Here is a 26,211-nt window from a genome sequence, read left to right on the forward strand (position 1 = left end):
TTAAATTTATCTTGATTAAAACAAGGAGAACTGTGTAGTGGGTGCAGTAAACAACGTTGCAGGCGTAGCGCGATTTGCTGATACCAGGTTACGGATATGATATACTGGCGTTTCTTCATAGCGGGAGGCTACAATAATTTCTGTACCACCGGCATGCCGGCTAAATAACTCATGTGCTACAGCTGGGTCATTATTATCGCGCGATAAATGAGAGAGCAGCAAATGGCTCATGAACAATGGGCGGTGTGTCACAAAAAGCTCCAGCGCCTGCAGGTTGCTCAAGTGGCCATGACCACCGCTGATGCGCCTTTTCAGATGATAAGGGTAGTTGCCTTGTGCCAGCATTTGTTCATCATAGTTGGCTTCTAGAAAGGCAGCATGGCACTGTTTGAAATGTTTAATTAGATGTTCGCAGGGAGCGCCTATATCGGTAAACACACCTACCTTCACTTCCTGACATGATACCACAAAGCTATGCGGTTCGGCCGCATCATGAAATTTCGGAAAGGCCGTAACAGTAATATCGCCTATAACTACCGGTTCATAACCACAAAAGGTTTTTACCAGATGCGCTTCCAGTTCTAACCGGCCATATCGCAACGTAGCCGGGGTAATATAAACCGGCAACTGGTATTTTTTAGCCAGCACAGTAATACCACGTATGTGGTCAGAATGTTCGTGCGATACAAACAAGGCTTTTATCTTACGCATAGAAAGGCCTAAGCGCAGCATACGGCGCTCAATTTCACGGCAGGATATACCGGCATCTACCAAAACAGCTTCCTGATGGTTGCCAACATAATAACAATTGCCGTTACTGCCCGAGTTAAGCGAGGTGATAAATAAAGCCATGCGGAATACAAAGTAACCGGATTTTGAGAGAATAATTAATATTAAATTAAATATTTTTCAAACCCGAAGTATCCATATAGAACTGGTGAGATATGGATTTTATTATTGGATTGCTAAATAGTTTAGTAGGTTTATAGCCTAAAATTTTTCAAGCTATGTATTATCACATTAACGATTTTTTAACTGACTGGGAGCTGGAAGCCGGCAGAACCCACAAAATTTTCTCAAACATTACAGAAGATACTAAGGCTGTAAAAATTAACCCTAAAGTGCGTACACTCGAGCGTTTAGCCTGGCATCTGGTACAAAGCATTACCGAAATGGGTACACGTGCGGGTTTGTTTGATCATGACGAACTGGAGCATGAAACTGCACCGTTGTTGTTTGCGGATATTATTGTCGCTCACCAAAAATATAATGCTTTGCTAGCTGAGGCTGTAAAAAGCCGTTGGACGGACAATCACCTTAATGAAACCGTAAATATGTATGGTGAAGAATGGACAAAGGCTACCATCTTATCAGTGCTGATTGGTCATGAAGCTCATCATCGTAGCCAAATGACTGTCGTGATGCGTATGCTGGATTTACCGGTTCCTGGCCTATATGGTCCCTCACAGGAAGAATGGGCGCAAATAGGCGTATCGGCAATGGAGTAGGGGAAGCAGGCCGGTTCTGGAAAACTTTTCGGTTTGTAAAACGTCTGTTAAAACAACAAACGCTTAACTATGGAAACCTTTGAAATACCTGTTGGCCCCAGCCAGCGCCTATTGAAAATTGAACCGCAAGCTACCCATGGTACTTATAAAATTTATGCTGCCGACCCTTACCAGGATTGGGTTGACCGTGAACAGCAACGCTCAGTGGATTTACCACCTGATGGTTTGTTAGGTACAATCACCATTCGCAGCGAGCGCGATTTTGATTTTGATGGTGCCGGTTATTTTATGGGCGATGAGCTTTTAAGCATTGCTGCACAAGTAGTAAGGCATCCATCTTTTGCCTCACAGCAATCTGAGTAAGTTGGTGCTGGTTTACGCCTAAAAAAGCAATAATTTGAAAAATGTAAAAGCCGGCTGGATTTATCATCACAGCCGGCTTAGCATTATATATGATCAGTTAATAGTGCTTACTTACAATCTGCCGGTATTACCGCTGGCTACTCTCTTGTTGTAGGTCCAGTAGAATACAATCGGAAATACAAACAGGTTAAACATGGTGTTGGTAATTAAACCACCAATTACCACAATAGCTAACGGTTTAGAAGCTTCAGAACCAATACCGTGTGATAATGCGGCTGGTAACAAACCAATAGCAGCCATCATTGCCGTCATGATTACCGGGCGCATACGGTCAGCAACCCCGGCTCTAACCGCAACGGCAAAGGTTGGATAAACATCTTCACGTAAGGCCCTGATATTTGCTTTAAACTGTGTAATTAGAATTACCCCGTTCTGCACGCATATACCGAACAATGCAATAAAACCAATACCTGCCGATATATTAAAGTTGACGCCGGTAATCAGCAAAGCCAGAATACCACCCATGATAGCAAATGGTACGTTGTTCAACACCAGTAATGAATCGCGGAAGTTACCAAACAGTATGAACAGGATAAAGAAGATGATCAGCAAACTAACTGGTACAGCTTGAGATAAGCGTTTAGTAGCCCGTTGCTGGTTTTCAAAATCACCGGCCCATTCCAAATGGTAATCTTTAGGCAACTTAATTTGGGCGTTTACTTTCCCTTGTGCTTCTTGTATTACGCTACCCATATCGCGGCCACGAATAGAGAACTTAATAGCACCGTAACGTGAGTTTTTATCACGGAAAATGATACTAACACCTGTATTCTTTTTCACGTCTGCAATTTCACGTAAAGGCACGCGGCCACCACTTAATGAAGGTACGCGCAAATCACCTATAGAAGTTACACTGTTACGGAAGCTTTCCGGATAACGGATACGCAGGTCAAACTTACGTTCACCTTCGTATATCTGGGTAGCTGCACGGCCGCCAATTGCAGTTTCAATTACCGAGTTTGCGTCGGCTGCAGTAACACCATATTGGGCCATTTTTTCCTGGTTCAGGTTGATCTGCAACTCTGGCTGACCCATGTTACGCAGAATACCTAAGTCGGTAATACCCTGAACGCCTTTTAGTATGTTGAATATGCGCTCTTCCTGGCTTTCAATGTATGGGTAATTATCACCAAACATTTTAACCACAATAGAGCCTTTTACACCCGATACGGCTTCTTCCACGTTATCGGAAATAGGTTGTGAGAAGTTCAGGTCGATACCGGGATAAAACTTCAGCTTATCCTGCATACGCTGAATCAACTCTTCTTTGGTTTCTTTACGTTTCCATTCATCTTGCGGATAGATGTCAACGTGGAACTCGATGTTGTAGAAACCAGTTGCATCGGTACCATCATTAGGACGGCCAGTTTGTGAGATAACCTGTTTTACTTCATCAAAGCTCAGGAAAATCTTACGCATTTCATTAGCCAGCTTTACTGATTCATCCAGTGAAGTACTTAACGGGCCGGTAGCACGTACATAGATCGATCCTTCGTTCAACTCTGGCAAGAACTCGGTACCTAACAGGGTGAAGCAACCTAAACTGATTACTAAAGCAACTAAAGCTATTGGGAATACAATTTTGCGGCGTTTAAAGCACAGGCTGTAAAAGCGTAGGGCATTTTTAGTAATAAACTCAACAAACACGTTGTGTTTTTCACGTACGTTCTTTTTCAGCAAAATGCTGGCTAAAGCCGGTACAAAAGTGAAGGTTAGCAACAACGCGCCTAACAGGGCAAAGCTCAGTGTCCAGGCCAAAGGCGAGAACATTTTACCTTCTACTTTCTGGAAGCTGAAGATGGGCAGCAAGCCGGTGATGATAATAGCTTTGGCAAAGAAAATACCTTTACCGTTCACCGAACAGGCTCGGCGTATCATGCTCAGCTTACTTAATTTGTTAAACTGCTCCATGCCTACCTCGTGGGCCTTATGGTCGAGTACCACAAAGATACCTTCCACCATTACCACGGCACCGTCAATGATGATACCAAAGTCGATAGCACCCATAGACAGCAAGTTGGCCGACATGCCTTTCAATTTCAAACACATGAAGGCAAACAACAACGCCAATGGAATAATAACCGCCACAATAACGGTAGTACGCCAATCGGCCATGAAGACGAATACAATAACGGTTACGAATACGATACCTTCGGCCATGTTGTGCAACACGGTGTGGGTTGCAAAATCAACCAGTGTTTCACGGTCATAAAACGTGCTAATTTTTACATCTTCGGGCAATATGCTGGTGTTTAAAGCCTGTAGTTTTTCTTTCAAGCCGGCAATAACCACACTTGGGTTTTCACCTTTACGCATTACCACAATACCTTCTACAACATCCGGGTCGCGATCACGACCTACCTGGCCTAAGCGTGGCAGGGCACCTTCGGTTACTTCGGCAATGGTTTTCACGTAAATAGGGGTACCCTTTACGTTGTTTACCACAATGTTTTTAATTTCACTAATGTTGTTCAGCAAACCTATACCACGTACTACGTAGGCTTGTCCGCTTTGCTGAATGACGTCACCACCTACGTTTACATTGCTTTTGGATACAGCATCGTATAATTGCAGTGGGGTAATATCATACTGTAAAGCTTTTTCTGGGTCAACAGTAATCTGGTAAGCTTTTACTTCGCCACCAAAGCTGTTTACGTCGGCCACACCAGGTACAGCACGTATTTCACGGCTTACTACCCAGTCCTGAATGGTTTTTAGCTCACGTACCGAACGTTTGTTACTGGTTAAGGTAAAACGGTAGATCTCGCCGGTAGGGCCGTAAGGTGGCTCAATTTCTGGGTTTACACCATCGGGCAGGTTAGCTTCATCAATGTGGTTGTTGATTTGCAAACGGGCAAATGGATAATCCACATCATCGTCAAAAGTTACCTTAATTACCGATAAGCCAAACAGGGAAGAAGAGCGTACGCTGGTTTTCTTCTCAGCAGGGTTCATAGCCAGCTCAATAGGGCGGGTTACAAACTTTTCCACCTCCTCGGCACTACGGCCAGGCCATTGGGTAATAATAGTTACTGAAGTGTTGGTTACGTCAGGAAAAGCATCAATAGCAATGTTTTTGAAACTAATGTAACCAGCTACAGCCAGCAACAAGGTAACAAAAAACACAAAAACTCTATTTTTGAGTGCAAAGGTTAGCACTCCTTTTATGAACTTATTCATCTAAGTAATTTATTTTGTGAGTGGTGAATAGTAAGTGGTGAGATTATCGGGCGTAAGCTGAAATGCTTTAGCTGCAAAAACTCACCAGCTTCTTAATTAATCTTTCAACGACTCGTATAAGTAAACCTGGCGTGATGCAACTACACGCTGACCTGGTTGTAAACCTTTGCTGATGTAAGCCACATCTTCCACTTTCTTAGCTACCTCAATAGGTTGAATGTGTACTTTGGCTTTGCCATCTACCACTACTACATAGTTTTTATCATTATCAAAAACAATAGAACGTGTATTAATGGCTGGCAGGTTAGTGCCCGATTTAGCCTTGATTTTTACATTGGCAAACATTTCGGGCTTCAGCATATTACCAGGGTTGGCAATTTTAACCCGTGCGCGCATTACTTTATTATCAGGGTCCAGCATGTCATAAATCTTGTCAATCTTACCGGTAAATACCTTATCAGGATAAGACAGGGTAGTAATTGATACCGGATCGCCAACCTGTACGCTTGATATATCAGACTCATAGATGTTAACCAATACATATACATCCGAAAGGTCAGCAATGGTAAACAGTGGTTGGTTATCATCAGTACGTACCTGCATGTTATTAGTCAGGTTTTTATCTACCACGTAACCGCTAATAGGCGCTTTAAGCTCATAGCCCTGTCCGTTGCTGCGGTTAATACCAACTACAGTACCGGCACGAGTACCTTCAGCCACGGCTTTCTGGTAATCGGCTTGTGCTTGTTCTACATCTTTTTGTGAAGCCAAACCGCTTTTATACAAATCTTGTGTAGATTGTAAATTACGTTTGGTGCTGCGAATATCAGCTTCAGCACTTGCGTAATCGCGGGCAAAGCCAGCTACTTCGGCACTTTTAAGTGTAGCCAATGTTTGACCTTTGCTTACCACATCACCCAGTTGAATATGAACATTACTAGCCACGCCGCTCACCAACGGAAATATTTTGGCCATCTTATTTTCATCAGGTGCAATGCTACCGGTTAGCGTGATTTCAGATAATGCGCTGGCTTCTTTCACCGTATCAATCAGCAGGCTGTTCAGCAAGCTGTCGGTTACCTGAAATTTATCATCTTTTTGCTCCGCAACTTCTGCATGGTGGCAGCTTTGCAGGCTTAAGCTGGCTACGGCTAAAGCCGCCGCTGCCGTAAATATTCTATATGTGTTGTTTAACATGACTGATTTTATTGTTGATTGAAGAATTGGGTTCCGGTTACGTAGTTTAATTGTTCTAATGAATTCAGGCGGCTGTATTGCAGGTTGTTAGATTGCAGTATGTTGGTTTTATACGAATCATAAAAATCTAAAAACTCCAGCAAACTGATGTTGCGCATCTGATAGTTTCTGTAAACACCCTGAATAAGACGCGTAAAATCCTGACGGAACTTAGGATCGAAGCTATTAGCCAGTTGCTCCAGGCGCAGTGCAGTTTTGTACTGGGTAGCTACATCATTTTCAACCTGATTTTGTTGCAATTGCAACTGTGTTTTGCTTTGGTCTATGTTAACGCGGGCCTGACGGATATTGCCTTGGTTGCGGTTAAAGAAAGGCAAATCAAAACTTACTCCTGCACCCAGGAAGTTGTTACCGTAAGCTGCTAAACGGTCATAACCTACGTTAAAAGTAAGATCGGGCACTGCATTGGCTTTTTGCAACCTTAAATTCAGGTTATCATAATCTACCTGAGTACGGGCTGATTTCAAGTCATAACGGTTGGCATAAGCCGAATCCAGCAAACGTTGGTAAGGCACAGCTGTTACCAGCTGAGTGCCGGTTAAATCACCATTGTACTGCGGAACCACATATGCAGTAGGTGTGGCACGAATCAGCATTTTAAATTCACGCTGTGTCGTATCAATGCCGGTTTGCAAATCGTTGTACTCATTTTCCAGGCTGTATAATTCAGACTGGATACGCAGTACTTCTTTTTCGGCAATGTTGCCTTTTGCAAACTGCTCTTTAAAAGCGCCCAGCGTTTTGGTTAAAGATTGAATAGCCTGTGTGTACACTTGGGCTGATTGCTCCTGGTAGTAGATGTTATAAAAATCGCTACGCAGGGTATAGCGTAAGGTGCGCAACAAATCAAAGAATTGGTATTGAGCTTGTTGTACGTTTATTTTAGCCAGCTGTATATTTTTATTACGCTTGCCAGCTGTTGTAAAAAGCTGCGCCAAGCCAAAGGTTTGCTCATGGTAAGCATTAGGTACCTCTGAAGCGTAAATACCATTTGAAAACGAAAAATTCGGATTGTTGAACAGGCGGGCTGTAATAATTTGTGCACTGGCTATATCAATGTTATAGCGTTGGGCGATTAACTGAAGATTGTTTTTTAAAAATTGATCTTCGGCCTGGCTGATGCTGATTTTTAGGGTATCATTGGCAGGGCTTTGGGCATATAGCATGCTGCCTGCTGCTGCAAACCACAATTGTATGCATACCAAGGCACGCAAAAATTTCATGGGCATAGTTATAAATTAAGTATACAAATTTACAACTACTACGACCGTGAGGGATTAAAGATTCATTAGAATGCAATTAGATTTCAATGAGAGAATCTAATATGAAAAGTGGTTCCAGAATATGGAACAGAATGAATATCAATGGTTCCGCTAAATAGCTGAATGATTTTTTGTGTTACATACAGCCCTATGCCGCTGCCCTGAAAACCACGTCCGTTGGGGCTACGGTAAAAGGAGGTGAAAACCTTTCTTATATCTTCATCAGGTATACCAATACCTTTATCCTGAATATCAATTTTTATCTGTTTATCATCTGCATACAGGCTGCAAACTACCGGCTGATTGTTAGAAAATTTGAAGGCATTGCCAATAATGTTGTTTAGGGCAATGGTGAGTAATGCTTTGTTGGCAGGCAGCAAGAGCTTATTCTGGTCTTCAGGTAAATGTATGATTTGTACACTCAGTAAACCTTTGCCTAAGCGGTGGCTCCAGTAATCGCTCAGTTCCCAAATCAGGTCATCAATGGCTACTGGGCTTAGTTGGGCCTGGGTGTATTGCATGTCGGCCTTAGCTAGTTCCAGCAGGCCGCTAATGGTTTCTGTAAGGCGTACGGAATCGGCCAATACTGACTTTAGGGTTTGCTGATATTCTTCGGTAGACCGGGGCTTGTTTAAGGCAATTTCTACCTCGCCCGTAATGCTGGTTACTGGCGTGCGTAACTCGTGCGAAGCATTGGCTACAAAGGTTTGCTGCAATTCAAAAGCATTTTGCAAGTGTTCAAGCAAACGGTTAAAATTTCGTGCTAACTGGCTTATTTCATCTTTACTGTTGCCTTCATTGACCCGCAAATGCAGGTTGCTGGCAGTTATTAGCTGCATCTGCTTCACCACATCATTTACGGGTGCCAGTGAGCGTTGGGCAAACCACCTGCCTGTTACAAAAAGGATGATATTGGTAAACAGAAAAGTAAGCATCATAGTAATGGTAAGTCGGCTCATACGATAAGCGCCTTCTGCATCGTAAGCTGAAGCCAGGATAACGAATTTGCCTTTATCATCATGATAATACATGCCCACCACCTGTTCCTGCCCGTCAGTAAACTGTATGTACTTGTTTTTACGGACTTGGTTGATGGTGCTGCTGCTCCAATACTGCTGATTGTCTTTAATGAACTTGGCCGCATTGCGCTCATCATAAATACGGATTACTTCTTGTGGTAAGCGTTGCAAATAACGCTCTTGCAAGCGGTCGAGCGAATCGCTGGAAATTTCGTCGGCTTTCAGGTAGAGTTGAGCAGCGGTTTTAGCCCGGTCACTCAAGCGGTCGTAAAAATCCAGTTTAACAAACGAATAGAAACTCAGGTATAAGCCCACCAGCATCAGCAGCATAGCTCCTGAACTGATGAGGGTGAAATTGAGTGCTAAACGGTTTTTTATTTTCATGCTGTTTTTTCTTCTTTCAGCATATAACCCCGGCCAATTACGGTATGAATAAGTTTACTACCAAAGCCTTTTTCAATTTTTTTGCGCAGGTAATTTACATAAACATCAATAAAGTTAGTGCCGGTATCAAATTCAATACCCCATACTTTTTCAGCTATGTACTCGCGTGAGAGGGCCTTTTCAGGATTACGCATAAACAGCTCAAGCAGTGTGTATTCTTTAGCCGTGAGTGAAATAGGTACACCTGCACGCTCGGCAGATTTGCTCCAAGTATCCAGTTTCAAATTGCTGAAAGTAAGCAAACGGTCATCGTGTTGAGCGGTGCGGTTACGGCGAAGCAAAGCTTCAATACGAGCTACCAGTTCACTAAAGTGAAAGGGTTTTACCAGGTAATCGTCGGCACCGGCCTGTAAGCCCGATACTTTGTCTTCAATACTATCTAAAGCGGTAAGCATTAAAATTGGCACCTGTTTTTTTTCAGCCCGTAAATGGCGGCAAATGTCAATGCCTGTCATGTCGGGCAGCATTACATCCAGAATAATAATATCAAAAGTTTTGCTGTTTACCAGTTTCAGGCCGGCAGTACCTGTTGGGGCAATACTTACTTCATAAGCATCTTCCTGCAGCCCTTTGGATATAAAGGCCGCTACTTTTTCTTCATCCTCAATCAGGCAAACGGTAGTCATGGTATAATTTAGACAAACTTATGATAAAGCAAGCAATATAGACAGTTACATTCTTTTTTGCTAAAGGTTTGTTGCCGGGTAGCGTATTGTGTTTGGAAAATCGGGTAATCCCCAATGTATACTACTTAATAGGCAATATAGGGAGTTGTCCATTTTTGAACATATGAACATTAATGAATATCCGTGAACACCTATTTACTACTAGCTAATCGGGCCTGAAAAGCGCATATAATGACGTACTTACAAGCTTCTACATTCTTTCATTGCTGTGTAAGCTTTTAGTTACCAAAAGCGTTTTTACTGATTTTTAGTATTTTTGTACTTTTATGACGAATACAGAAACTCTTTCATTGGAGAAAACTTGGAAAGATACCTTGTGGAGCGCCGTTAAATTACTGCTGAAATTAGCCGTTACCTCGCTGCTATTGTACTATGTTTTTAGCAAAGTACCTTTTAATGATGTTAAGTTTAGATTGCTTCATGCCAACTATGGTTGGATGCTGGCTGGTGTAGCCTGCTTTTTTTTATCTACTATTGTTTCTTCCTGGCGTTTGTTGAGCTTTTTTAAATCGATTGATTTAAACCTGGATTATAAATTCAACCTGCGCCTGTATTTACTGGGTATGTTTTATAACTTTTTGCTGCCCGGCGGTATTGGTGGCGATGGTTACAAAATTTACCTGCTGAACAAAAATTATAAGCTACCGGCTAAAAAAGTTTTCTGGGCTATTTTGTTTGATCGTTTAAGTGGGCTTTGGGCTATCGGTCTTATCATTGTAGCGCTGATTTTATTTGTGCCGCAAATAGAACTGCATATTGCTATACCGGCCAGTATATTCTTGGTGGGTACTGCCATTTACTACGGTGTAGCTCGTATGTTTTTCAAAGAATATACCCGTCATTTTTTTCAAGGTCATTTCCGGGCTGTATTAGTACAATCATTACAGGTAATTACCATATTGCTGGTATTGTTGGGTCAGGGATTTGCTGGAAAGTTTGCGCCTTATTTATTATCCTTTTTAATTTCATCACTCGCTGCGGTAGTGCCAGTATCTATAGGTGGCGCTGGTGCACGTGAAGCTATATTCACTACACTTTCGGGTCCGTTTCACATGAATGTGGGGCTGGCTGTATTTCTGAGTGTTTCTTTCTATTTAATTTCACTGGTAGTATCATTACTGGGCATTTACTATGTATTACGCCCAAGCCGTTTAGAAGAGGGCTTACCATCTATTGAAGAAAGTGAAGATGTATCAGAACTAGCCGAGTAAAACTGCTCATTCTGTTTTTTGTTGCTCTGTTACCCATTTACGTGAACAAGCGTGTGGCGTAACAGGGCAATTAGTTTTTTAAATAAGCATATATGAACATCGTAGTTACCGGAGCCAGCAGTGGCGTGGGCTTTGAAGCCGTGTTGGAATTGATTTTACAAAATCATCATCGGGTTTTAGCACTGGCCCGCTCACAAGATAAGCTGACCCGTTTACTGGAAATTGGTAAAGGGTTGAACCCTGATTGTACTTTGCTGCCAGTAGCGTTTGATATTGTACATGATGATTATGCCGGCTTGCAGCAGTTTATTCAAACACATTTCGAGGGTAGGATAGATATATTGATTAACAATGCCGGCGCACTAATTAACAAGCCCTTTGCACAAACTGATGAACAAGACTTTGTAGAAATGCTGCAAAGCAACTTTCTAGGCCATGTACGTTTAATACAAAGCGTATTGCCTATGATGACGCAAGGCAGTCATATTGTGAATATAGGCAGTATGGCCAGTTTTCAAGGAAGCGTTAAAATGGGCGGTCTATCGGCCTATGCAGCAAGTAAAGCTGCCTTGCACACCCTTACTGAAAGTCTGTCTCAAGAGTTAGTCCCACAGCAGATCAGTGTAAACTGCTTAGCACTAGGCTCGGTACAAACCGAAATGCTGGAAAAAGCTTTTCCAGATTATGAATCGCCAGTGATGGCTTTTGAAATGGGCAAATACATAGCCGACTTTGCTTTGAACGGGCACAAATTTTTTAACGGAAAGATTTTACCAGTAGCATTAAACACGATATAGCAAGCATTTGCATTCCATAATAAAGCCCGGTTTGCTAGCAAACCGGGCTTTATTATTTGTATAGAACCAGCTATGCTGATTGATTTATTCAGCAGGTTGTAGCTTCTTTTTCTTATCGTTATTGATAGGCTGAGGCACTTTTACATAATAGCCGGTACCATCATAAACACGCTTGCGCGGATGACTTTGGCAGGTAGTTGAGCAGCACCCTTCTAATTGCGTGCCACATTTATCACACTGCGTAAAGTGTTCATTACATTCCGGATTGGCACAGTTAATCATCTTTTCGGTAGGCTTGCCGCAGTTGTAGCATTTTGATAATACCACCGGATTTACCGAATTTACATCAACAGCCAAGCGGTTGTCAAACACGTAGCACTTGCCTTCAAAATCTTCGCCGCCTACTTCTTTGCCGTATTTGATGATGCCGCCATGCAACTGGTACACATTCTCGAAGCCTTCGTGCAACAGTAAGGCCGATGCTTTTTCGCATTTGATGCCACCGGTACAGTAGGTTAAAATTTTCTTATCCTTAAACTGAGCCAGCTCGTTTATTTTAGCCGGAAAGTCACGGAAGTTTTCAATATCCAGCGTTACCGCGTTTTTAAATTTACCTAACGAGTGTTCGTAGTTCGAGCGTACATCAAGAACAACTACATCGTCTAGGTCTTTCATCGCCAAAAACTCAGCGGGTTCTAGGTGTTTGCCGGTTTGCTTTTGCGGGTTAATGAGGTTAGGGTTACGCAGGCCGGAGTGTACAATCTCTTCCTTGTAGCGCACATGCATTTTTACAAACGAAGGCTCATCCACATCGTCAATCTTAAACTCAGTATGTGCAAAGCGCTCGTCGGCGTGTACCGTATCCATGTACGTTTTACAAGCTTCCGGCGTTCCGGATACTGTTCCGTTCAAGCCTTCCTCAGCCACAATAATACGACCGGTTAAACCTAAGCTTTTACAAAATTTTAAATGATCGGCAGCAAATTGCTCCGCATCAGCTATTGTTGAATAACAATAATACAGTAGGGTTTGATATTTTGCCATAAAACATTAATACTGCTGCAAACAGCGTTAAATGAGCCGCAAAGATACGCATTCGCGGTTAAAATTTTGTGTTGAAGCAAAGTAAAAGCTGCTTGCCAAGCTGTAAATCTTATATTTGTAGTAGCATAGCTTTCAGGCTAATAACAATACCTTCAAGTTTTCAGCGTTAATGCCTGTAGCTTATTTTAATAATAGCATGTTTAAAAAAATATCTCTTTTGGCCGCAGCCTTCTTGCCTTTGGCTGTAGCGGCTCAAACTCCTGAAAATTTTACTTTAAGTGGTAAGCTAAGCAACATAACTCAGCCGCTTAAAGCTTATATGGTTTACCAATATGGGGCTACCAACGTTATTGATTCGGCTACCTTAGTGAATGGCAGCTTTCAGTTTTCAGGACAGGTATTAAACCCGGTAAATGCGGTTATGGCACTCGATCATAAAGGTGTGGGCTTTTCACATTTGAACGGGAGAGACGATATTTTAAGTTTTTACTTGGAAAAAGGTAACATTGTGCTTTCCGGAACCGACTCGCTAGCCAAAGCTAAAATAGCGGGTTCGCCTATTAATGATGAAAATGCACAGCTGCAAGCCAGCTTGGGCCTGATCAATGCCCGTGCTAAAAAATTGTATGCCGATGCACAAGCAGCTCCGGCAGCACAGCAGCAGTCCGTTGCTTACCAGAACCAATTACAGGCTAACCTGAAGGTTCTGCAAAAGCAGCAGGAAGATGTGTTAAAGAACTTTGTAGCCACTCATAAAAACAGTTATTTAAGCTTGATGGCGCTAAGCTCGTTAGGTAACCCCAATGCTGATGTGAGCGGTTTAGAACCCTTGTATGAAGGTTTGAGCCAAAACCTGAAAGATACAGAAGCCGGTAAGCTATTACATCAGTCACTTGCTGGTTTAAAGGCTACTGCTATTGGTACCCAGGCTCCTGATTTTACGCAGCCTGATGTGAATGGTAAGCCAGTATCATTATCTTCCTTTAAGGGTAAATATGTGCTGATTGATTTTTGGGCTTCCTGGTGCCCGCCTTGCCGTCAGGAGAACCCGAATGTGGTACGCGTGTTTAACAAATACAAAACCAAGAACTTTACGATTTTGGGTGTATCGCTTGATCGGCCCGGCGCTAAAGAAGCCTGGCAGCAGGCCGTTAAAAGCGATGGCTTAACCTGGACTCAGGTATCAGACCTGAAGTACTGGCAAAATGAAGCTGCTGCTCTTTACAAGGTGCAATCTATCCCGCAAAACTTTTTAATTGATCCCAGCGGAAAAATCATTGCCAAAAACTTGCGCGGTGAAGATTTAGAGGCTAAACTAGCCGAGCTATTTGGTAAAATATAGATTTCCCAAGAAGGTATTTTAAAAAAAGAAGAAGCCCTGCTTATTGTAGTAAGTAGGGCTTCTTCTTTTTATGGATAGTAATGCTACTTTAATTACCTAACTGTTTAATAGCCATATAGGCCATTAAACCAGTACTGATGCCTAAAGCACTTTCTTCTACATCAAAAGTAGGGGTGTGTACCGAAGAAGTAATGCCCCGACTTTCGTTACGGGTACCTAGACGGTAAAAACAGCTATCAGCCACTTGTGAGTAATAAGCAAAATCTTCGGCTGCCATCCAGATATCTAGATCCAACACGTTTTCTTTACCTAAGTAATCTTCGGCATAACCCCGTACAGAAGCGGTTAGTTTTTCTTCATTAATCAGGAAAGGGTAGCCGCGCATGATGTTAAAATCGCAGCTACCGCCCATGCTTTCGGCTATACCTTCGGCCATTTTCTTCATGCGACGGTGTGCTTCATCACGCCATTTTTCATCCATGGTACGGAAAGTGCCTTCCAGGTACACCTCATTTGGGATAACGTTGGTAGCCCCATTGGCAATTACTTTACCGAAGGATAGAACGGACGGACTTTTGGGGTCGGCAAAGCGGCTTACTACTTGTTGTAAAGCAGTTAAGATGTGTGCCGTAATAATAACCGGGTCAATATTTTGCTGTGGCTGCGCACCGTGGCCGCCTTTGCCTTTTACAGTAACATAAATTTCGTCGGTAGAGGCCATGTATTTACCAGCTCGGAAACCTACCTGGCCGGCATCAATTAACGGCATTACATGCTGACCAATTACCGCTTGCGGTTTGGGGTTTTCCAATACGCCTTCTTTAATCATCAGGCTGGCACCACCAGGCAGCTTTTCTTCTGCAGGTTGAAAGATGAATTTGATAGTTCCGGCAAAATCATCTTTTAACTGGCTGAGTATAGTAGCTGTGCCCAGCAAAGAGGCCGTATGTGCATCATGCCCGCAGGCGTGCATTACGCCGGGGTTCTGTGATTTATAAGGCACATCATTTGCTTCCGTAATGGGCAGCGCATCCATATCGGCACGTAGGGCAACTACTTGTTCGGAGGGCTTGGTTCCTTTCAGTAAGCCTACAATGCCGTTATCGGCCATCCGGATGTAAGGAATATTTAGTTCATCCAAACGGGTTGCAACATAAACAGAGGTGGCTGTTTCATGGAAAGATAATTCCGGGTGACTATGTAAATGCCGACGGTTGGCCACTACCTCATTGAAAATATTTTGCGATAGCTCTTGTATTTTTTCTTTCATCACTGGGGCGTTGAGGTATCCAAATTAGGTGGATTTATTTTTTCTGATATCACAAATAAACTAATGAATTTGCCTTGCATACTTTGCATTAGTTTAACAGCTTCCAGCCGGGTGCGGAAATCACCGGCTTTTACTTTGAAATTCGGTTCACGATAGCTAATATACGTACGAATATCCGGATGTTCTTGCTGAAATTTATTTTGAGCATTAAATGCATCTTTACGGCTGGAACCTGAAAAAAATTGTATCCGGTAGCCATAAGCCGACATTAACCCGCCTGTTTTGCTGCCTGCCCGGTTCCTGCTATACCGATGTGCAATCAAGGTATCAACACGTGAATCTTTAATGATTTCCAAGTGGCCCCGGCTTTGGGCACGGGCTGTTGATAAGCCAACTAATAAAAACAAGGAAGTTATAACAACTTTACTCACCTTGTTGTAACCCTTAAATTGTTGAAGCAAAGTTGAAACGGGTTCTGTTAATTTCATTTTGTATAATAACACCATTGCGAGATACAAAGCCATTGTTGAACTAGGTAAGCTTAATCAGCCTGCATAGCAATTGCTTCGTACCTCGCAATGAGGTTTATGAATTATGTTGTTAACCTTTTATGCGCCGTGGCAATTTTTGAATTTTTTGCCGCTACCGCATGGACAAGGATCATTACGACCAGCTTTCTGCTCTGCTTTTACCGGGCTTTGTTTTTGCAGTTCCTGCAAATCTTCTACCGGTACGCCGTTGCTTTCAGTTACCATTTCAGGTTTAGAAACACGCATTTTGCGCATATCTGTTTTAGGCTCAGGCCGTGCTTCGCGCACTTCTTCCGGCGCTTGCTGAATCGGAATGCCACCTCTAAACAAGAAGCTTACCAGCTCTTTATTCACTTGAGCCAGCATTTGGCGGAACAGTTCAAAAGCTTCGAACTTATAAACCAGCAATGGATCTTTCTGCTCGTAAACTGCATTTTGTACCGATTGCTTCAATTCGTCCATTTCACGCAGGTGCTCTTTCCAAGCATCGTCAATCAGGTACAAGGCAACGTTCTTTTCAAACGATTTGAACACTTCCAGACCATGATTGTCTACCGCTTTTTTCAACGGAACAGCTACTTGTATGCCATGTACGCCATCAGTAAACGGCACGATGATATTTTCTACATATTCGCCGCGGGTATCAAATACATCACGCAATACCGGGTAAGCCTGTTCGGCAATTGCTTCGGTTTTGCGGTGATAGAAATCACTAACCGCATGGAAGGCAGCTTCTACCAGTTTGGCTAGGTTAGCGCCGGCAAATTCTTCTTGAGAAATTTCCGGATCAACCGAGAACAAACGAATCATTTCCATTTGGAAACCTTCGTAGTTGTTAGATTCTTTGTACTCCGTAACTACGTCTTCTACCACATCATAAACAGTGTTGTTCAGATCCACATCCAAGCGTTCACCGAACAGCGCGTTACGACGTTTAGCATAAACTACTGTACGTTGTGAGTTCATGACATCATCATACTCCAGCAAGCGTTTACGAATACCAAAGTTGTTTTCTTCTACCTTCTTCTGTGCTCGCTCGATAGATTTGGTAATCATGGAGTGCTGAATAACCTCGCCTTCCTCAATACCCATACGCACCATCAGGCTAGATATACGCTCTGAACCAAATAAACGCATCAAGTTATCTTCCAACGATACGAAGAACTGAGAAGAACCCGGGTCACCTTGACGACCGGCACGACCACGCAACTGGCGGTCAACGCGGCGCGATTCATGGCGCTCGGTACCTACAATGGCTAAACCGCCGGCTTCCTTAACGCCTGGGCCTAATTTAATATCGGTACCACGACCAGCCATGTTGGTAGCAATGGTTACAGTTCCTGTTTTACCAGCTTCAGCCACAATGTCGGCCTCTTTCTGGTGCATCTTAGCATTCAGTACGTTATGTTTGATGCCGCGCAGTTTCAGCATACGGCTCAATAATTCTGATATTTCAACCGAAGTAGTACCTACCAGTACCGGGCGGCCAGCTTGTGTTAGTTTCACAATCTCGTCGGCTACGGCATTGTATTTTTCACGCATGGTGCGGTACACCAAATCCTGGCGGTCATCACGGTGTATAGGTGTATTGGTTGGTATTTCAACCACGTCCAGCTTGTAAATTTCCCAGAACTCACCCGCTTCTGTAACGGCAGTACCCGTCATGCCACAAAGTTTGTGGTACATCCGGAAGTAATTTTGCAGGGTAATGGTGGCAAAAGTTTGGGTAGCATCTTCTACCTTCACGTTCTCTTTTGCTTCAATAGCCTGGTGTAAGCCATCAGAATAGCGGCGACCATCCAGCACACGGCCGGTTTGCTCGTCCACAATCTTTACCTTGCCTTCATCCAGAATATACTCAGTATCTTTCTCGAACAGGGTATAAGCTTTCAGTAACTGGTTAACAGAGTGAATACGCTCTGACTTGATCGAGAAATCGCGCATCAGCTCATCTTTATGAGCAATTTTTTCTTCGCTGCTTAAGCTTGATTTTTCAATATTGGCGATTTCAGTACCCACATCAGGCATCACAAAGAAGTGCGGATCTTCACCTGAAGCGGTAATCAACTCAATACCTTTTTCCGTTAATTCAACGGAGTTGTTTTTTTCGTCAATCACAAAGAACAGTTCGGTATCAACCTTCGGCATTTCTTTGCCTTGGTCTTGCAGATAGTAGTTCTCTGTTTTTTGTAAAACGGTTTTATTGGCGCCTTCGCTTAAGTACTTAATTAAAGCTTTGCTTTTTGGCAAACCGCGGTGTGCACGTAATAAAGCTAAACCACCTTGATCGCTGCCGGTTTTGCCTTCAGCAATTTGTTTTTTAGCTTCGTTCAAGGCCGTGTTAATATAAGTCTTCTGGGCATTCACCAAACGCTCAATGCGTGGTTTCAGCATGTAAAACTCATGCTCATCACCACGTGGTATAGGGCCTGATATAATTAAAGGTGTACGGGCATCGTCAATTAAAACGGAGTCAACCTCATCCACCATAGCAAAATGCAATTTGCGCTGTACCAGTTCTTCCGGCGAGCGTGTCATATTGTCACGCAGGTAGTCAAAACCAAATTCGTTATTGGTACCAAAGGTAATATCAGCCAAGTAAGCATTACGGCGCTCCGGCGAGTTAGGCTCGTGTTTATCAATACAATCTACCGATAAACCATGAAACTCATACAGTGGTCCCATCCATTCCGAGTCACGTCGGGCCAGGTAGTCGTTCACAGTTACAATGTGTACGCCTTGTCCGGCTAGCGCGTTCAGGTAAGCAGGTAGGGTCGCTACCAGGGTTTTACCTTCACCTGTAGCCATCTCAGCAATTTTACCGCTGTGCAATACAGTCCCACCTATCAGCTGTACATCATAATGCACCATGTTCCAGGTAACCTGATTACCGGCAGCTTTCCAGGTGTTGCTATGCAAAGCTTTATCGCCTTTAATAGTTACGTTACCTTTAAAAGCAGCTAACTGGCGGTCAAACTCGCTAGCAGTTACTTCAATAGCTGGGTTGTTGGCAAAACGGCGAGATGTTTCTTTAACTACAGCAAAAGCTTCAGGCAGTATATCTAATAAGATAACTTCCAGCTCTTTGTTGCGGTCTTTTTCCAGTTTATCAATACGGCTGTATAACTCAACTTTTTCGTTAACATCCATATCAGGTTGGCTTTCCACATTGTTTTTAATGGCAGTAATCTGCTCATCAATAGCGGCTAAGCCTTGCTGTATTCTTTCTTTAAAATTTATGGTTTTCTCCCGCAGTTCATCATTGCTGATACCTTCGAGCTTGGCAAATTCGCTTTTTATTTTTTCTATCAGGGGTTGGATGGCTTTTACATCCCGATCTGATTTGCTTCCAAAAAGCTTACTGATAAATCCTAACATGTTTAATCTGATATAATCTTGCTATCCCAACAATTACGCCAATGGCAAACAAAAGCCATTATGACAGGTAAAGGTACGTTTTTTAAAAGACAGAGACAAGAATCAGGGGTTAAGAACCCATACTTTATTGAAAACACGGGTACCCATCATGCCACAAAAACTTGATTCTTGGCTCTTGATTCTAAAGCACTATCTTTACCGGCATGAATATCCTGCTTATTGGTTCGGGCGGGCGCGAAAGCGCTTTTGCCTGGAAACTATCTCAAAGCCCACGGTGCAGTCAGCTTTTTATTGCACCCGGTAATGCTGGTACAGGCGCGTACGGCACGAATGTAAATTTAAAGGTTACCGACTTTGAAGGCATCAAAGCCTTCGTGTTGGCAAACGGCATTAACCTGGTGGTAGTAGGGCCCGAAGAACCTTTGGTAAAAGGTATTCATGATTTCTTTTTGGCCGATGAGCAATTAAAAAGCATTCCTGTAATTGGTCCGCAACAACAAGCCGCACAACTGGAAGGCAGCAAAGATTTTTCAAAACAATTTATGCAGCGGCATAACGTTCCAACCGCAGCTTCACGCACCTTTACACGTGATACTTTGCAGGAAGGGTTTGATTATCTGGCAACCGCCGGTTTGCCGGTAGTATTAAAGGCCGACGGTTTAGCCGCAGGTAAAGGTGTATTGATTTGCCTGAGTTTGCAAGAAGCTCAACAAGAGTTAATTGCTATGCTCACCGAGGCTAAATTTGGTGAAGCGAGCTCGAAAGTAGTGGTAGAGCAGTTTTTACAAGGCATTGAGTTATCGGTATTCGTGCTGACTGATGGCAATACTTATAAAATATTACCAGAGGCTAAAGATTATAAACGGATAGGCGAGGGCGATACCGGTTTAAATACTGGTGGTATGGGCTCGGTTTCACCAGTACCGTTTGCTGATGCAGAATTCATGCAGAAAGTAGAGCAACGCATTGTAATTCCGACGGTAGAAGGTTTGAAACAGGAAGCTATACCTTACCAAGGGTTCATTTTTATTGGACTGATGAACTGTGATGGTGAACCTTATGTAATTGAATACAACTGCCGCATGGGCGACCCGGAAACGGAAAGTGTGCTACCACGTATTGAAAGCGACCTGCTGGATTTGTTGATGGGCGTGGCTGAAGGTAATTTACAGGAGAAGGAATTGAAAATTTCTGATAAAATTGCGGCTACCGTAGTTTGTGTAGCTGGTGGTTACCCTGGCGAGTACCTCAAAAATAAAGTAATCAGTGGGTTAGATAATGTACGCGGTTCTGTAGCTTTCCATGCAGGTACAGGCATGCAGGGGGATGAGGTAATTACCACAGGTGGCCGTGTGTTGGCCGTTACTTGTTTACAGAACGATATGTTTACTGCCTTGCAACAAGCCACGCTGGATGCCAGCCGCATTTATTACGATGGCAAATACTTCCGGAAAGATATTGGTTTTGATTTGATTTAGAATGACAAACTTATAGTTGCAACATTTATACAAAAGAAAAGCGATGTACCCACAGGTACATCGCTTTTCTTTTTGCTAGTAAGTCTATGCCAAATTAGGCTTCCACGCTTACGTTAGGTTTTATGTTTTGCAGCTCAACCGCTTTAGGTGGTGCTATTTTGCCGCGGTTGGAACGTGCCGTACGCGAAAAAACAGACAATTCACGGTTGAATAAGAATTCAAACAATAACCGCGTATAAGATGTGTGATAACCTAAAGTTTCATAATGATTATCGGCTAATGCTTTAATTTTCGGCAGATTGTTCCAAGGGATAGATGGAAAATCATGGTGCTCGTTGTGGTAGCCTACGTTCAGGTTAAACGCATTCAGGCGGCCATAGTAGCTCTTGGTTTCCTGTTCGCCATGTGTTAAAAAGTGTTCCTGAATCCAGCGGGCGCCCAGCGGGTGCAAGCCTACCGAAAAGAAGAAGCTTAAGGTTAAATACAGAATGGCTTTAGCACCTAAAAAGTACACCACCAAGCCCACAAAGCTTAATTGTACCGCCCAGTTTACCAAAGTCCAGGCGTCAAATAGTTTAATTTCTTTTAACCGGAACGGGCGCAAAGCCTGAAATACCGGATAAAACAACAGCCACATGGCTTTACCAAAGCTAGAGTTGTTAATTAAACGGGCCTCCCAATGGAACGGCATATCAGCATCTAAAGCTTCCACCCCTTGATATGCGTGATGTTTTAGGTGATATTTTTGGAAAGATACTGAACTAGGCACCATTAATGGCAGGTTTGCCAACATGCCTGACCAGGTATTCAAAGTTTTATTTTTGAATAACAAATTGTGTGAACATTCATGAATACACACAAACAAAGTGTGGCAGGCAAAAGCGCCAATACCATAAGCAGCTAAAGCAATCCACCACCAGGCTACATCTTTTAAAGCCCAAGCCATTACAATTTGTAAGCCTACGCAAAAGGCAATAATAAAAATGGTGTAAGGATTGCGGCCAATTAACTGCCTAATTTCGGGATGTTGTTTAATAATTGTTTTAGTACGGTGCTTGTGCGGTTCACTCTCATCAGACCAACGGAAGCTCTTCTTTTTTGCTATCAGCATTTATTATGTATTTTAAAAACAGACTCTATAAAGATAGAAACTAAACGTTGATTTGTGAAAATATTACTTTAAATGATAATTTTTACCACATGTTTACACAACAAAGCCTGATTACGGGCTGTAATCAGGCTTTAAAAAATTGATGTAATATTAGCGCTTAAGAAAGCACGCCATAAGGAGTTAACATAACGCCTTGATGTGCATTGGTTTTGCCAGTGGCATAGCTATCGCCATCCACAAACAACTTTTCGTTGTCAATTAAAATGCGATGACCATCTACTTTAAAATCACCTTTTATGGTAAATACGGCTTCAGGCTGTAAAACCTCAATTTCATTAGTGATATGACTGTCTAAAGCATCATATTGGTCTTCAGGTAGTTGATACACATCTAAAATGGGCTCGGCATGGCCGGTATGGAAAACACGTACGCGGTAAGGCAAAGCTTCTAACGTAAGGTTGCTGTTAGCTTGCAAGCGGTTGTTTTCTATTCTGATTCCCTCATCATTACTGGAACTGATAGTGGCATCAATAGCCAGAGTATGATCATCTTTGCTATCGCGATGGTGATAAGAGGATAATACTTTTAAAAACTCTATACGGGTTTCGGTATTTGCATAGCTTACGGTGCGGGTATCGCTTAAATAAACGTTTGTCCCAAAAACGAATGCGTATTTCATAATGCTGGATTACTGTGTTAGTTGATAGCTAATTAAACAATAGGCCGCCAAAATGTTTTAACCGTTGTGAAAACATCGCTGGTAAGTTTAATGGGTAACTGATTGTAAAAAATGCTCAACCGCGTAGGTAGATAGCTGCCCGCCCGGTCCGTTCAAGTGATAGTCAAACCCATGTGTAGCCCAGGGCAGTTTGAGCCAGTAATGCGGTATGTTGTTTTGTTGTAGCTTGACATCCAGTCGGCGGCTATGTTCGTAAGCCACCAACACATCGTTAGCGCCATGAATAATCAGAGTAGGTACGGTTTGTGAGTTTACAAACTCGATAGGCGAACTGGCCTGATAGTTTTGCGGCACAGCAGGATAAAACCCGCCTAGGTAATTAGCCATTACCCGCCTAGAATCCATCACTAATTTAGGTGCCGGAATGGAATAACCCCAAACCATGTCGGCTGGTCCGTAAAAATCGACTATGCCTTTAATGCCTGCCTGTTTTAAAGTGTAGGCCGCCAGCAAAGCAATTTGCGCACCTGCCGAACGACCTAGTAATACAAATTGTGTAGTGTCAATCTGTAATTCATCGGCATGCTGGCGTAGATAATGCAACGCAGCAGTTACATCCTGCACGGGAGCAGGGCTTTGCCATTTAGGCGCCAGCCGGTAATTAACACTGGCTACCTGATAACCGGCTTGTACTAACCGGCTGTTGAGTTGCGGTAGTTGCTTGCTGTCACCACTACTCCACGAGCCGCCATGTATAACCACCACACACGGGCGTTTGCCTGTAGTGGCGGTTTTATAGTAATCGAGCGTTAAGGTAGTATCCGGATAGCTCACGTAGGTGAACGTTTTATAAGACTGTAAAGATACGTTTGTAAAAAGCTTAGTGAAGCTGAACGGTGCAAAATGAGTTGCTTGAATAGGTGAACTCAATGCCTTATTCATGTTAGCTGCCAGTTGTTTGCCAATAATATAAGCATTAATAATAGGATAAATAAACAATAGCAAAGCCAGTACACCCACTATTGTTCCGATAGTTTGGTAATGAGCTGACCACCAGCCTGCTGACAGTAACAAGAGCGTTGCACCTATAAAAATAAGACTGTATTCGCCGGCCATAATGGCCACCAGCCACAAATGGTAAGTAGGTGCTTTAAATATGGTAAGTAGCGAAACAAGGAGCAAAAGAATAAGTAAAATGAGGCGCAGCATAATGTACTTTGGAAGCTAAAGATGGTGAATTTGTTTGTAACAATAACAGGGCGTATGCAGCCTATAGCTTTGAAAGCCTGTAAAAATGCTTAATTTTCTGGGGTAAACATTTCTCTTGAATACACTGCATGAAAAAACAACTACTCACTATTTTATGCTCATTGCCACTTTTAACTTTTGCCCAAAAGTTTACCCCAACTGAAATAGCCCGTTACCAAGCACAAGCTAAACAGGTTACCATTATTCGCGACAATTGGGGTGTACCGCATATTTATGGTAAAACCGATGCTGATGCGGTATTTGGCTTATTGTATTCAGAATGTGAGGAAAACTTTAAAGGTGTAGAGCGTAATTACCTGTACCAACTGGGTAAGCAGGCCGAAGTGGATGGCGAAAATAGCCTATACACCGATGTGCAACTGCAACTCATTGCCGATAGTGCCGACGCTATTAAAGAGTATAAAGCCAGTCCGCTGTGGTTTAAAAAGCTGATGGATGCTTTTGCCGATGGGGTTAATTATTATTTGTACAAACATCCGGAAACGAAACCTTTGGTATTGCACCATTTTGAACCCTGGTATGCCCTGATGTTTACCGATGGTAGTGTATCAGCTACGGTAACCGGCGGCATCAGCTTAAATGAAACCCGTCAGTTTTATTCAAGTTCCTCTGATGCAAAGTATGGTACTATTAGCAAACCGGCAGAAACTTTAGAGGATCGGATTTTCGATCGGGAAATTGGTTCGAATGGATTTGCTATCTCACCAAAAAAATCAGCCTCTGGCCATGCTATGTTGTATATCAATCCGCACGTGCCTTTTTATTTTCGCTCGGAAGTGCAACTGGTAAGTGATGAGGGACTGAATGCCTACGGGGCAGTTACCTGGGGGCAATTCTTCATTTATCAAGGCTTCAACCCGCATTGCGGCTGGATGCATACCAGCAGCAATGCCGATGTAGCTGATGCTTATTCCGAAAAAGTGGTTAAAAAAGATAATGCTTTGTACTACGAATACAATGGTCATCTCAAACCACTTACCTCACGTAAGTTGGTCATCAATTGTAAGCAGGGTAATAAAGTAGAACCAATTACTATCAATGGTTTTTACACGCATCATGGTCCGGTGCTGGGTAGTCGTGATGGTAAATGGTTAAGCTTAAAAGCGAACAATCGCTCGTATGATGCCTTATTAGAATCGTGGCTCATTACTAAAGCTAATACCTATGCGCAGTATGTCAAGGCAATGGATTTGGTATCTAATGCTACCAACAACACCGTTTATGCCGACGATCAGGGCAATACGGCATTTTGGTATGGTAACTATGTGCCTAAGCGTGACCCGAAGCTGGATTGGACCCAGCCAGTTGATGGCAGCACCTCGGCTACCGATTGGAGCGGCGTACATAAGCTAAATGAAATTGTGCAGGTGCATAACCCTGCCGGTGGTTGGATACAAAATTGTAATGCCACGCCTTATGCTGTATCGGGTAAAAATAGCCCTAATCCGAAGAACTACCCGGCTTACATGGCACCCGATGGGCAGAATTATCGTGGTGTAAATGCGGTCAAGTTACTGGATAATACCGAGAAGCTTACCTTAGATGGCATGATAGCCAAAGGTTATGACCGCTACCTAGCCGCTTTTGATGTGCTATTGCCGGTGCTATTCCAGGCTTATCAGCAAGCTCCTGATTCATTAAAAAGTAGCTTGGCTCAACCAGTACAGATTTTACGGAACTGGAATAGGCGTTCGGCCATTAACTCTGTAGCTACTACGCTGGGAGTAGAGTGGGGTACCCGTATGCTGGCCGCTTTACCACGACCTGCATCAGCTGAAGAGGGTACGTACCAAACAGCGCGTGTGGAGAAAATACTGAAAACTTTACCACCAGCACAAGCTTTGGCATACCTAAGCGAGACGATTAAAAATCTGCAATCACGTTATGGAACCTGGCAGGTACAATGGGGCGATATCAACCGCTACCAACGCCCGGCTGATGGCGTAACGTTTGATGATAACCAGCCAAGTTTACCGGCAGCTTCGGTGGCTTCAACTTTTGGCGAGCTGCCTTCGTTTGTAAGCCGCACGATGGAAGGTACGAAAAAACGCTATGGTTATTCCGGTAATAGCTTTATGGCCGCTATCGAGTTTGGACCGCGTATCAAAGCAAAATCACTCATTACCGGCGGACAATCCTTTAATCCGCAATCCAAACATTTTACCGATCAGGCGCAGATGTACCTGGATGGTAAATTTAAAGATGTGTTATTTTACAAAGATGATGTATTAAAACACGCTGAAGTAACCTATCATCCAGGCGAAGAAAAGTAAAACTGGTTTTATATTTTTATAAGCATAAGCAGTAAGAACATGTTGCGGTG

Annotated in this window: 20 protein-coding genes; 7 read left to right on the plus strand and 13 right to left on the minus strand. The window is 43.0% G+C overall.

Annotated features, from left to right (window positions below; genetic code table 11):
- Positions 1-15: 15 nt before the first annotated feature.
- On the minus strand, positions 16-852 hold the full coding sequence (locus HH214_RS14820; protein WP_169608891.1) for an MBL fold metallo-hydrolase: 837 nt from the start codon (positions 850-852) through the stop codon (positions 16-18).
- 155 nt (positions 853-1,007) lie between these two features.
- Between HH214_RS14820 and HH214_RS14825 the strand changes: the two genes are divergently transcribed.
- Positions 1,008-1,508 carry a DinB family protein gene (locus tag HH214_RS14825; protein WP_169608893.1) on the plus strand — a complete coding sequence of 167 codons (501 nt, stop codon included), beginning with the start codon at positions 1,008-1,010 and terminating at the stop codon, positions 1,506-1,508.
- Between the two features lie 69 nt (positions 1,509-1,577).
- The gene (locus tag HH214_RS14830) at positions 1,578-1,871 is read left to right on the plus strand and encodes a hypothetical protein (RefSeq protein WP_169608895.1); all 294 of its coding nucleotides are present in this window, start codon (positions 1,578-1,580) and stop codon (positions 1,869-1,871) included.
- A gap of 111 nt (positions 1,872-1,982) precedes the next feature.
- Here HH214_RS14830 and HH214_RS14835 read toward each other — a convergent pair whose 3' ends face one another.
- From HH214_RS14835 to HH214_RS14855, 5 genes are all read right to left on the minus strand, one after another.
- Positions 1,983-5,111 (minus strand): efflux RND transporter permease subunit, encoded by a 3,129-nt coding sequence (locus tag HH214_RS14835; RefSeq protein WP_169608896.1) that lies wholly within the window; start codon positions 5,109-5,111, stop codon positions 1,983-1,985.
- Positions 5,112-5,207: 96 nt separating this feature from the next.
- Positions 5,208-6,308, minus strand: a complete 1,101-nt coding sequence (locus tag HH214_RS14840; RefSeq protein WP_169608898.1) for an efflux RND transporter periplasmic adaptor subunit — start codon at positions 6,306-6,308, stop codon at positions 5,208-5,210.
- A gap of 8 nt (positions 6,309-6,316) precedes the next feature.
- Positions 6,317-7,597, minus strand: coding sequence for a TolC family protein (locus HH214_RS14845; RefSeq protein WP_169608900.1), 1,281 nt, complete (start codon positions 7,595-7,597; stop codon positions 6,317-6,319).
- 77 nt (positions 7,598-7,674) lie between these two features.
- Positions 7,675-9,033: a sensor histidine kinase gene (locus tag HH214_RS14850; protein WP_169608902.1), complete on the minus strand. Its 1,359-nt coding sequence runs from the start codon at positions 9,031-9,033 to the stop codon at positions 7,675-7,677.
- Positions 9,030-9,719 (minus strand): response regulator transcription factor, encoded by a 690-nt coding sequence (locus HH214_RS14855; RefSeq protein ID WP_169608904.1) that lies wholly within the window; start codon positions 9,717-9,719, stop codon positions 9,030-9,032. Before HH214_RS14855 ends, HH214_RS14850 begins: the two co-directional genes overlap by 4 nt.
- Before the next feature lie 326 nt (positions 9,720-10,045).
- Here HH214_RS14855 and HH214_RS14860 point away from each other — a divergent pair, with 326 nt between their 5' ends.
- Together HH214_RS14860 and HH214_RS14865 are read left to right on the plus strand one after the other, a co-directional pair.
- Positions 10,046-10,990 carry a lysylphosphatidylglycerol synthase transmembrane domain-containing protein gene (locus HH214_RS14860; protein WP_169608906.1) on the plus strand — a complete coding sequence of 315 codons (945 nt, stop codon included), beginning with the start codon at positions 10,046-10,048 and terminating at the stop codon, positions 10,988-10,990.
- Positions 10,991-11,082: 92 nt separating this feature from the next.
- Positions 11,083-11,787, plus strand: coding sequence for an SDR family NAD(P)-dependent oxidoreductase (locus HH214_RS14865; RefSeq protein ID WP_169608908.1), 705 nt, complete (start codon positions 11,083-11,085; stop codon positions 11,785-11,787).
- Between the two features lie 84 nt (positions 11,788-11,871).
- Here HH214_RS14865 and trhO read toward each other — a convergent pair whose 3' ends face one another.
- Positions 11,872-12,831 carry an oxygen-dependent tRNA uridine(34) hydroxylase TrhO gene (gene trhO, locus HH214_RS14870; protein WP_169608910.1) on the minus strand — a complete coding sequence of 320 codons (960 nt, stop codon included), beginning with the start codon at positions 12,829-12,831 and terminating at the stop codon, positions 11,872-11,874.
- Between the two features lie 196 nt (positions 12,832-13,027).
- Here trhO and HH214_RS14875 point away from each other — a divergent pair, with 196 nt between their 5' ends.
- Positions 13,028-14,173 (plus strand): TlpA disulfide reductase family protein, encoded by a 1,146-nt coding sequence (locus tag HH214_RS14875; protein WP_169608912.1) that lies wholly within the window; start codon positions 13,028-13,030, stop codon positions 14,171-14,173.
- An 88-nt stretch (positions 14,174-14,261) separates the two neighbouring features.
- Here HH214_RS14875 and HH214_RS14880 read toward each other — a convergent pair whose 3' ends face one another.
- The 3 genes from HH214_RS14880 to secA all read right to left on the minus strand — a co-directional run bounded on the left by HH214_RS14880 (position 14,262) and on the right by secA (position 19,351).
- Complete coding sequence (locus tag HH214_RS14880; RefSeq protein ID WP_169608914.1) at positions 14,262-15,446, minus strand: M20 metallopeptidase family protein; 1,185 nt, start codon at positions 15,444-15,446, stop codon at positions 14,262-14,264.
- Complete coding sequence (locus HH214_RS14885; protein WP_169608916.1) at positions 15,443-15,874, minus strand: SPOR domain-containing protein; 432 nt, start codon at positions 15,872-15,874, stop codon at positions 15,443-15,445. Before HH214_RS14885 ends, HH214_RS14880 begins: the two co-directional genes overlap by 4 nt.
- Before the next feature lie 177 nt (positions 15,875-16,051).
- Positions 16,052-19,351 carry a preprotein translocase subunit SecA gene (gene secA / locus HH214_RS14890; RefSeq protein WP_169608918.1) on the minus strand — a complete coding sequence of 1,100 codons (3,300 nt, stop codon included), beginning with the start codon at positions 19,349-19,351 and terminating at the stop codon, positions 16,052-16,054.
- A 203-nt stretch (positions 19,352-19,554) separates the two neighbouring features.
- Here secA and purD point away from each other — a divergent pair, with 203 nt between their 5' ends.
- Positions 19,555-20,829 (plus strand): phosphoribosylamine--glycine ligase, encoded by a 1,275-nt coding sequence (purD, locus tag HH214_RS14895; RefSeq protein ID WP_169608920.1) that lies wholly within the window; start codon positions 19,555-19,557, stop codon positions 20,827-20,829.
- Between the two features lie 94 nt (positions 20,830-20,923).
- On the opposite strand, the gene HH214_RS14900 is transcribed toward purD, so the two are convergent.
- From HH214_RS14900 to HH214_RS14910, 3 genes are all read right to left on the minus strand, one after another.
- The gene (locus HH214_RS14900; protein WP_248282107.1) at positions 20,924-21,940 is read right to left on the minus strand and encodes a fatty acid desaturase; all 1,017 of its coding nucleotides are present in this window, start codon (positions 21,938-21,940) and stop codon (positions 20,924-20,926) included.
- A gap of 157 nt (positions 21,941-22,097) precedes the next feature.
- Complete coding sequence (locus tag HH214_RS14905; RefSeq protein WP_169608922.1) at positions 22,098-22,619, minus strand: hypothetical protein; 522 nt, start codon at positions 22,617-22,619, stop codon at positions 22,098-22,100.
- A gap of 87 nt (positions 22,620-22,706) precedes the next feature.
- A complete protein-coding gene (locus HH214_RS14910) occupies positions 22,707-23,828 on the minus strand; it encodes an alpha/beta hydrolase (protein WP_169608924.1) in 1,122 nt (373 codons plus the stop codon).
- A gap of 128 nt (positions 23,829-23,956) precedes the next feature.
- Here HH214_RS14910 and HH214_RS14915 point away from each other — a divergent pair, with 128 nt between their 5' ends.
- On the plus strand, positions 23,957-26,161 hold the full coding sequence (locus HH214_RS14915; RefSeq protein ID WP_169608926.1) for a penicillin acylase family protein: 2,205 nt from the start codon (positions 23,957-23,959) through the stop codon (positions 26,159-26,161).
- The last annotated feature ends 50 nt before the right edge of the window (positions 26,162-26,211 follow it).

Origin of the sequence: Mucilaginibacter robiniae, assembly GCF_012849215.1 — a bacterium.
GTDB classification, from domain to species: domain Bacteria; phylum Bacteroidota; class Bacteroidia; order Sphingobacteriales; family Sphingobacteriaceae; genus Mucilaginibacter; species Mucilaginibacter robiniae.

Excerpts from the sequence above, each read along its gene's own strand:
- HH214_RS14820 (WP_169608891.1), bottom strand. The coding sequence starts at position 852 with ATGGCTTTATTTATCACCTCGCTTAACTCGGGCAGTAACGGCAATTGT.
- HH214_RS14825 (WP_169608893.1), top strand. The coding sequence starts at position 1,008 with ATGTATTATCACATTAACGATTTTTTAACTGACTGGGAGCTGGAAGCC.
- HH214_RS14830 (WP_169608895.1), top strand. The coding sequence starts at position 1,578 with ATGGAAACCTTTGAAATACCTGTTGGCCCCAGCCAGCGCCTATTGAAA.
- HH214_RS14835 (WP_169608896.1), bottom strand. The coding sequence starts at position 5,111 with ATGAATAAGTTCATAAAAGGAGTGCTAACCTTTGCACTCAAAAATAGA.
- HH214_RS14840 (WP_169608898.1), bottom strand. The coding sequence starts at position 6,308 with ATGTTAAACAACACATATAGAATATTTACGGCAGCGGCGGCTTTAGCC.
- HH214_RS14845 (WP_169608900.1), bottom strand. The coding sequence starts at position 7,597 with ATGCCCATGAAATTTTTGCGTGCCTTGGTATGCATACAATTGTGGTTT.
- HH214_RS14850 (WP_169608902.1), bottom strand. The coding sequence starts at position 9,033 with ATGAAAATAAAAAACCGTTTAGCACTCAATTTCACCCTCATCAGTTCA.
- HH214_RS14855 (WP_169608904.1), bottom strand. The coding sequence starts at position 9,719 with ATGACTACCGTTTGCCTGATTGAGGATGAAGAAAAAGTAGCGGCCTTT.
- HH214_RS14860 (WP_169608906.1), top strand. The coding sequence starts at position 10,046 with ATGACGAATACAGAAACTCTTTCATTGGAGAAAACTTGGAAAGATACC.
- HH214_RS14865 (WP_169608908.1), top strand. The coding sequence starts at position 11,083 with ATGAACATCGTAGTTACCGGAGCCAGCAGTGGCGTGGGCTTTGAAGCC.
- trhO (WP_169608910.1), bottom strand. The coding sequence starts at position 12,831 with ATGGCAAAATATCAAACCCTACTGTATTATTGTTATTCAACAATAGCT.
- HH214_RS14875 (WP_169608912.1), top strand. The coding sequence starts at position 13,028 with ATGTTTAAAAAAATATCTCTTTTGGCCGCAGCCTTCTTGCCTTTGGCT.
- secA (WP_169608918.1), bottom strand. The coding sequence starts at position 19,351 with ATGTTAGGATTTATCAGTAAGCTTTTTGGAAGCAAATCAGATCGGGAT.
- purD (WP_169608920.1), top strand. The coding sequence starts at position 19,555 with ATGAATATCCTGCTTATTGGTTCGGGCGGGCGCGAAAGCGCTTTTGCC.
- HH214_RS14900 (WP_248282107.1), bottom strand. The coding sequence starts at position 21,940 with ATGCTGATAGCAAAAAAGAAGAGCTTCCGTTGGTCTGATGAGAGTGAA.
- HH214_RS14905 (WP_169608922.1), bottom strand. The coding sequence starts at position 22,619 with ATGAAATACGCATTCGTTTTTGGGACAAACGTTTATTTAAGCGATACC.
- HH214_RS14910 (WP_169608924.1), bottom strand. The coding sequence starts at position 23,828 with ATGCTGCGCCTCATTTTACTTATTCTTTTGCTCCTTGTTTCGCTACTT.
- HH214_RS14915 (WP_169608926.1), top strand. The coding sequence starts at position 23,957 with ATGAAAAAACAACTACTCACTATTTTATGCTCATTGCCACTTTTAACT.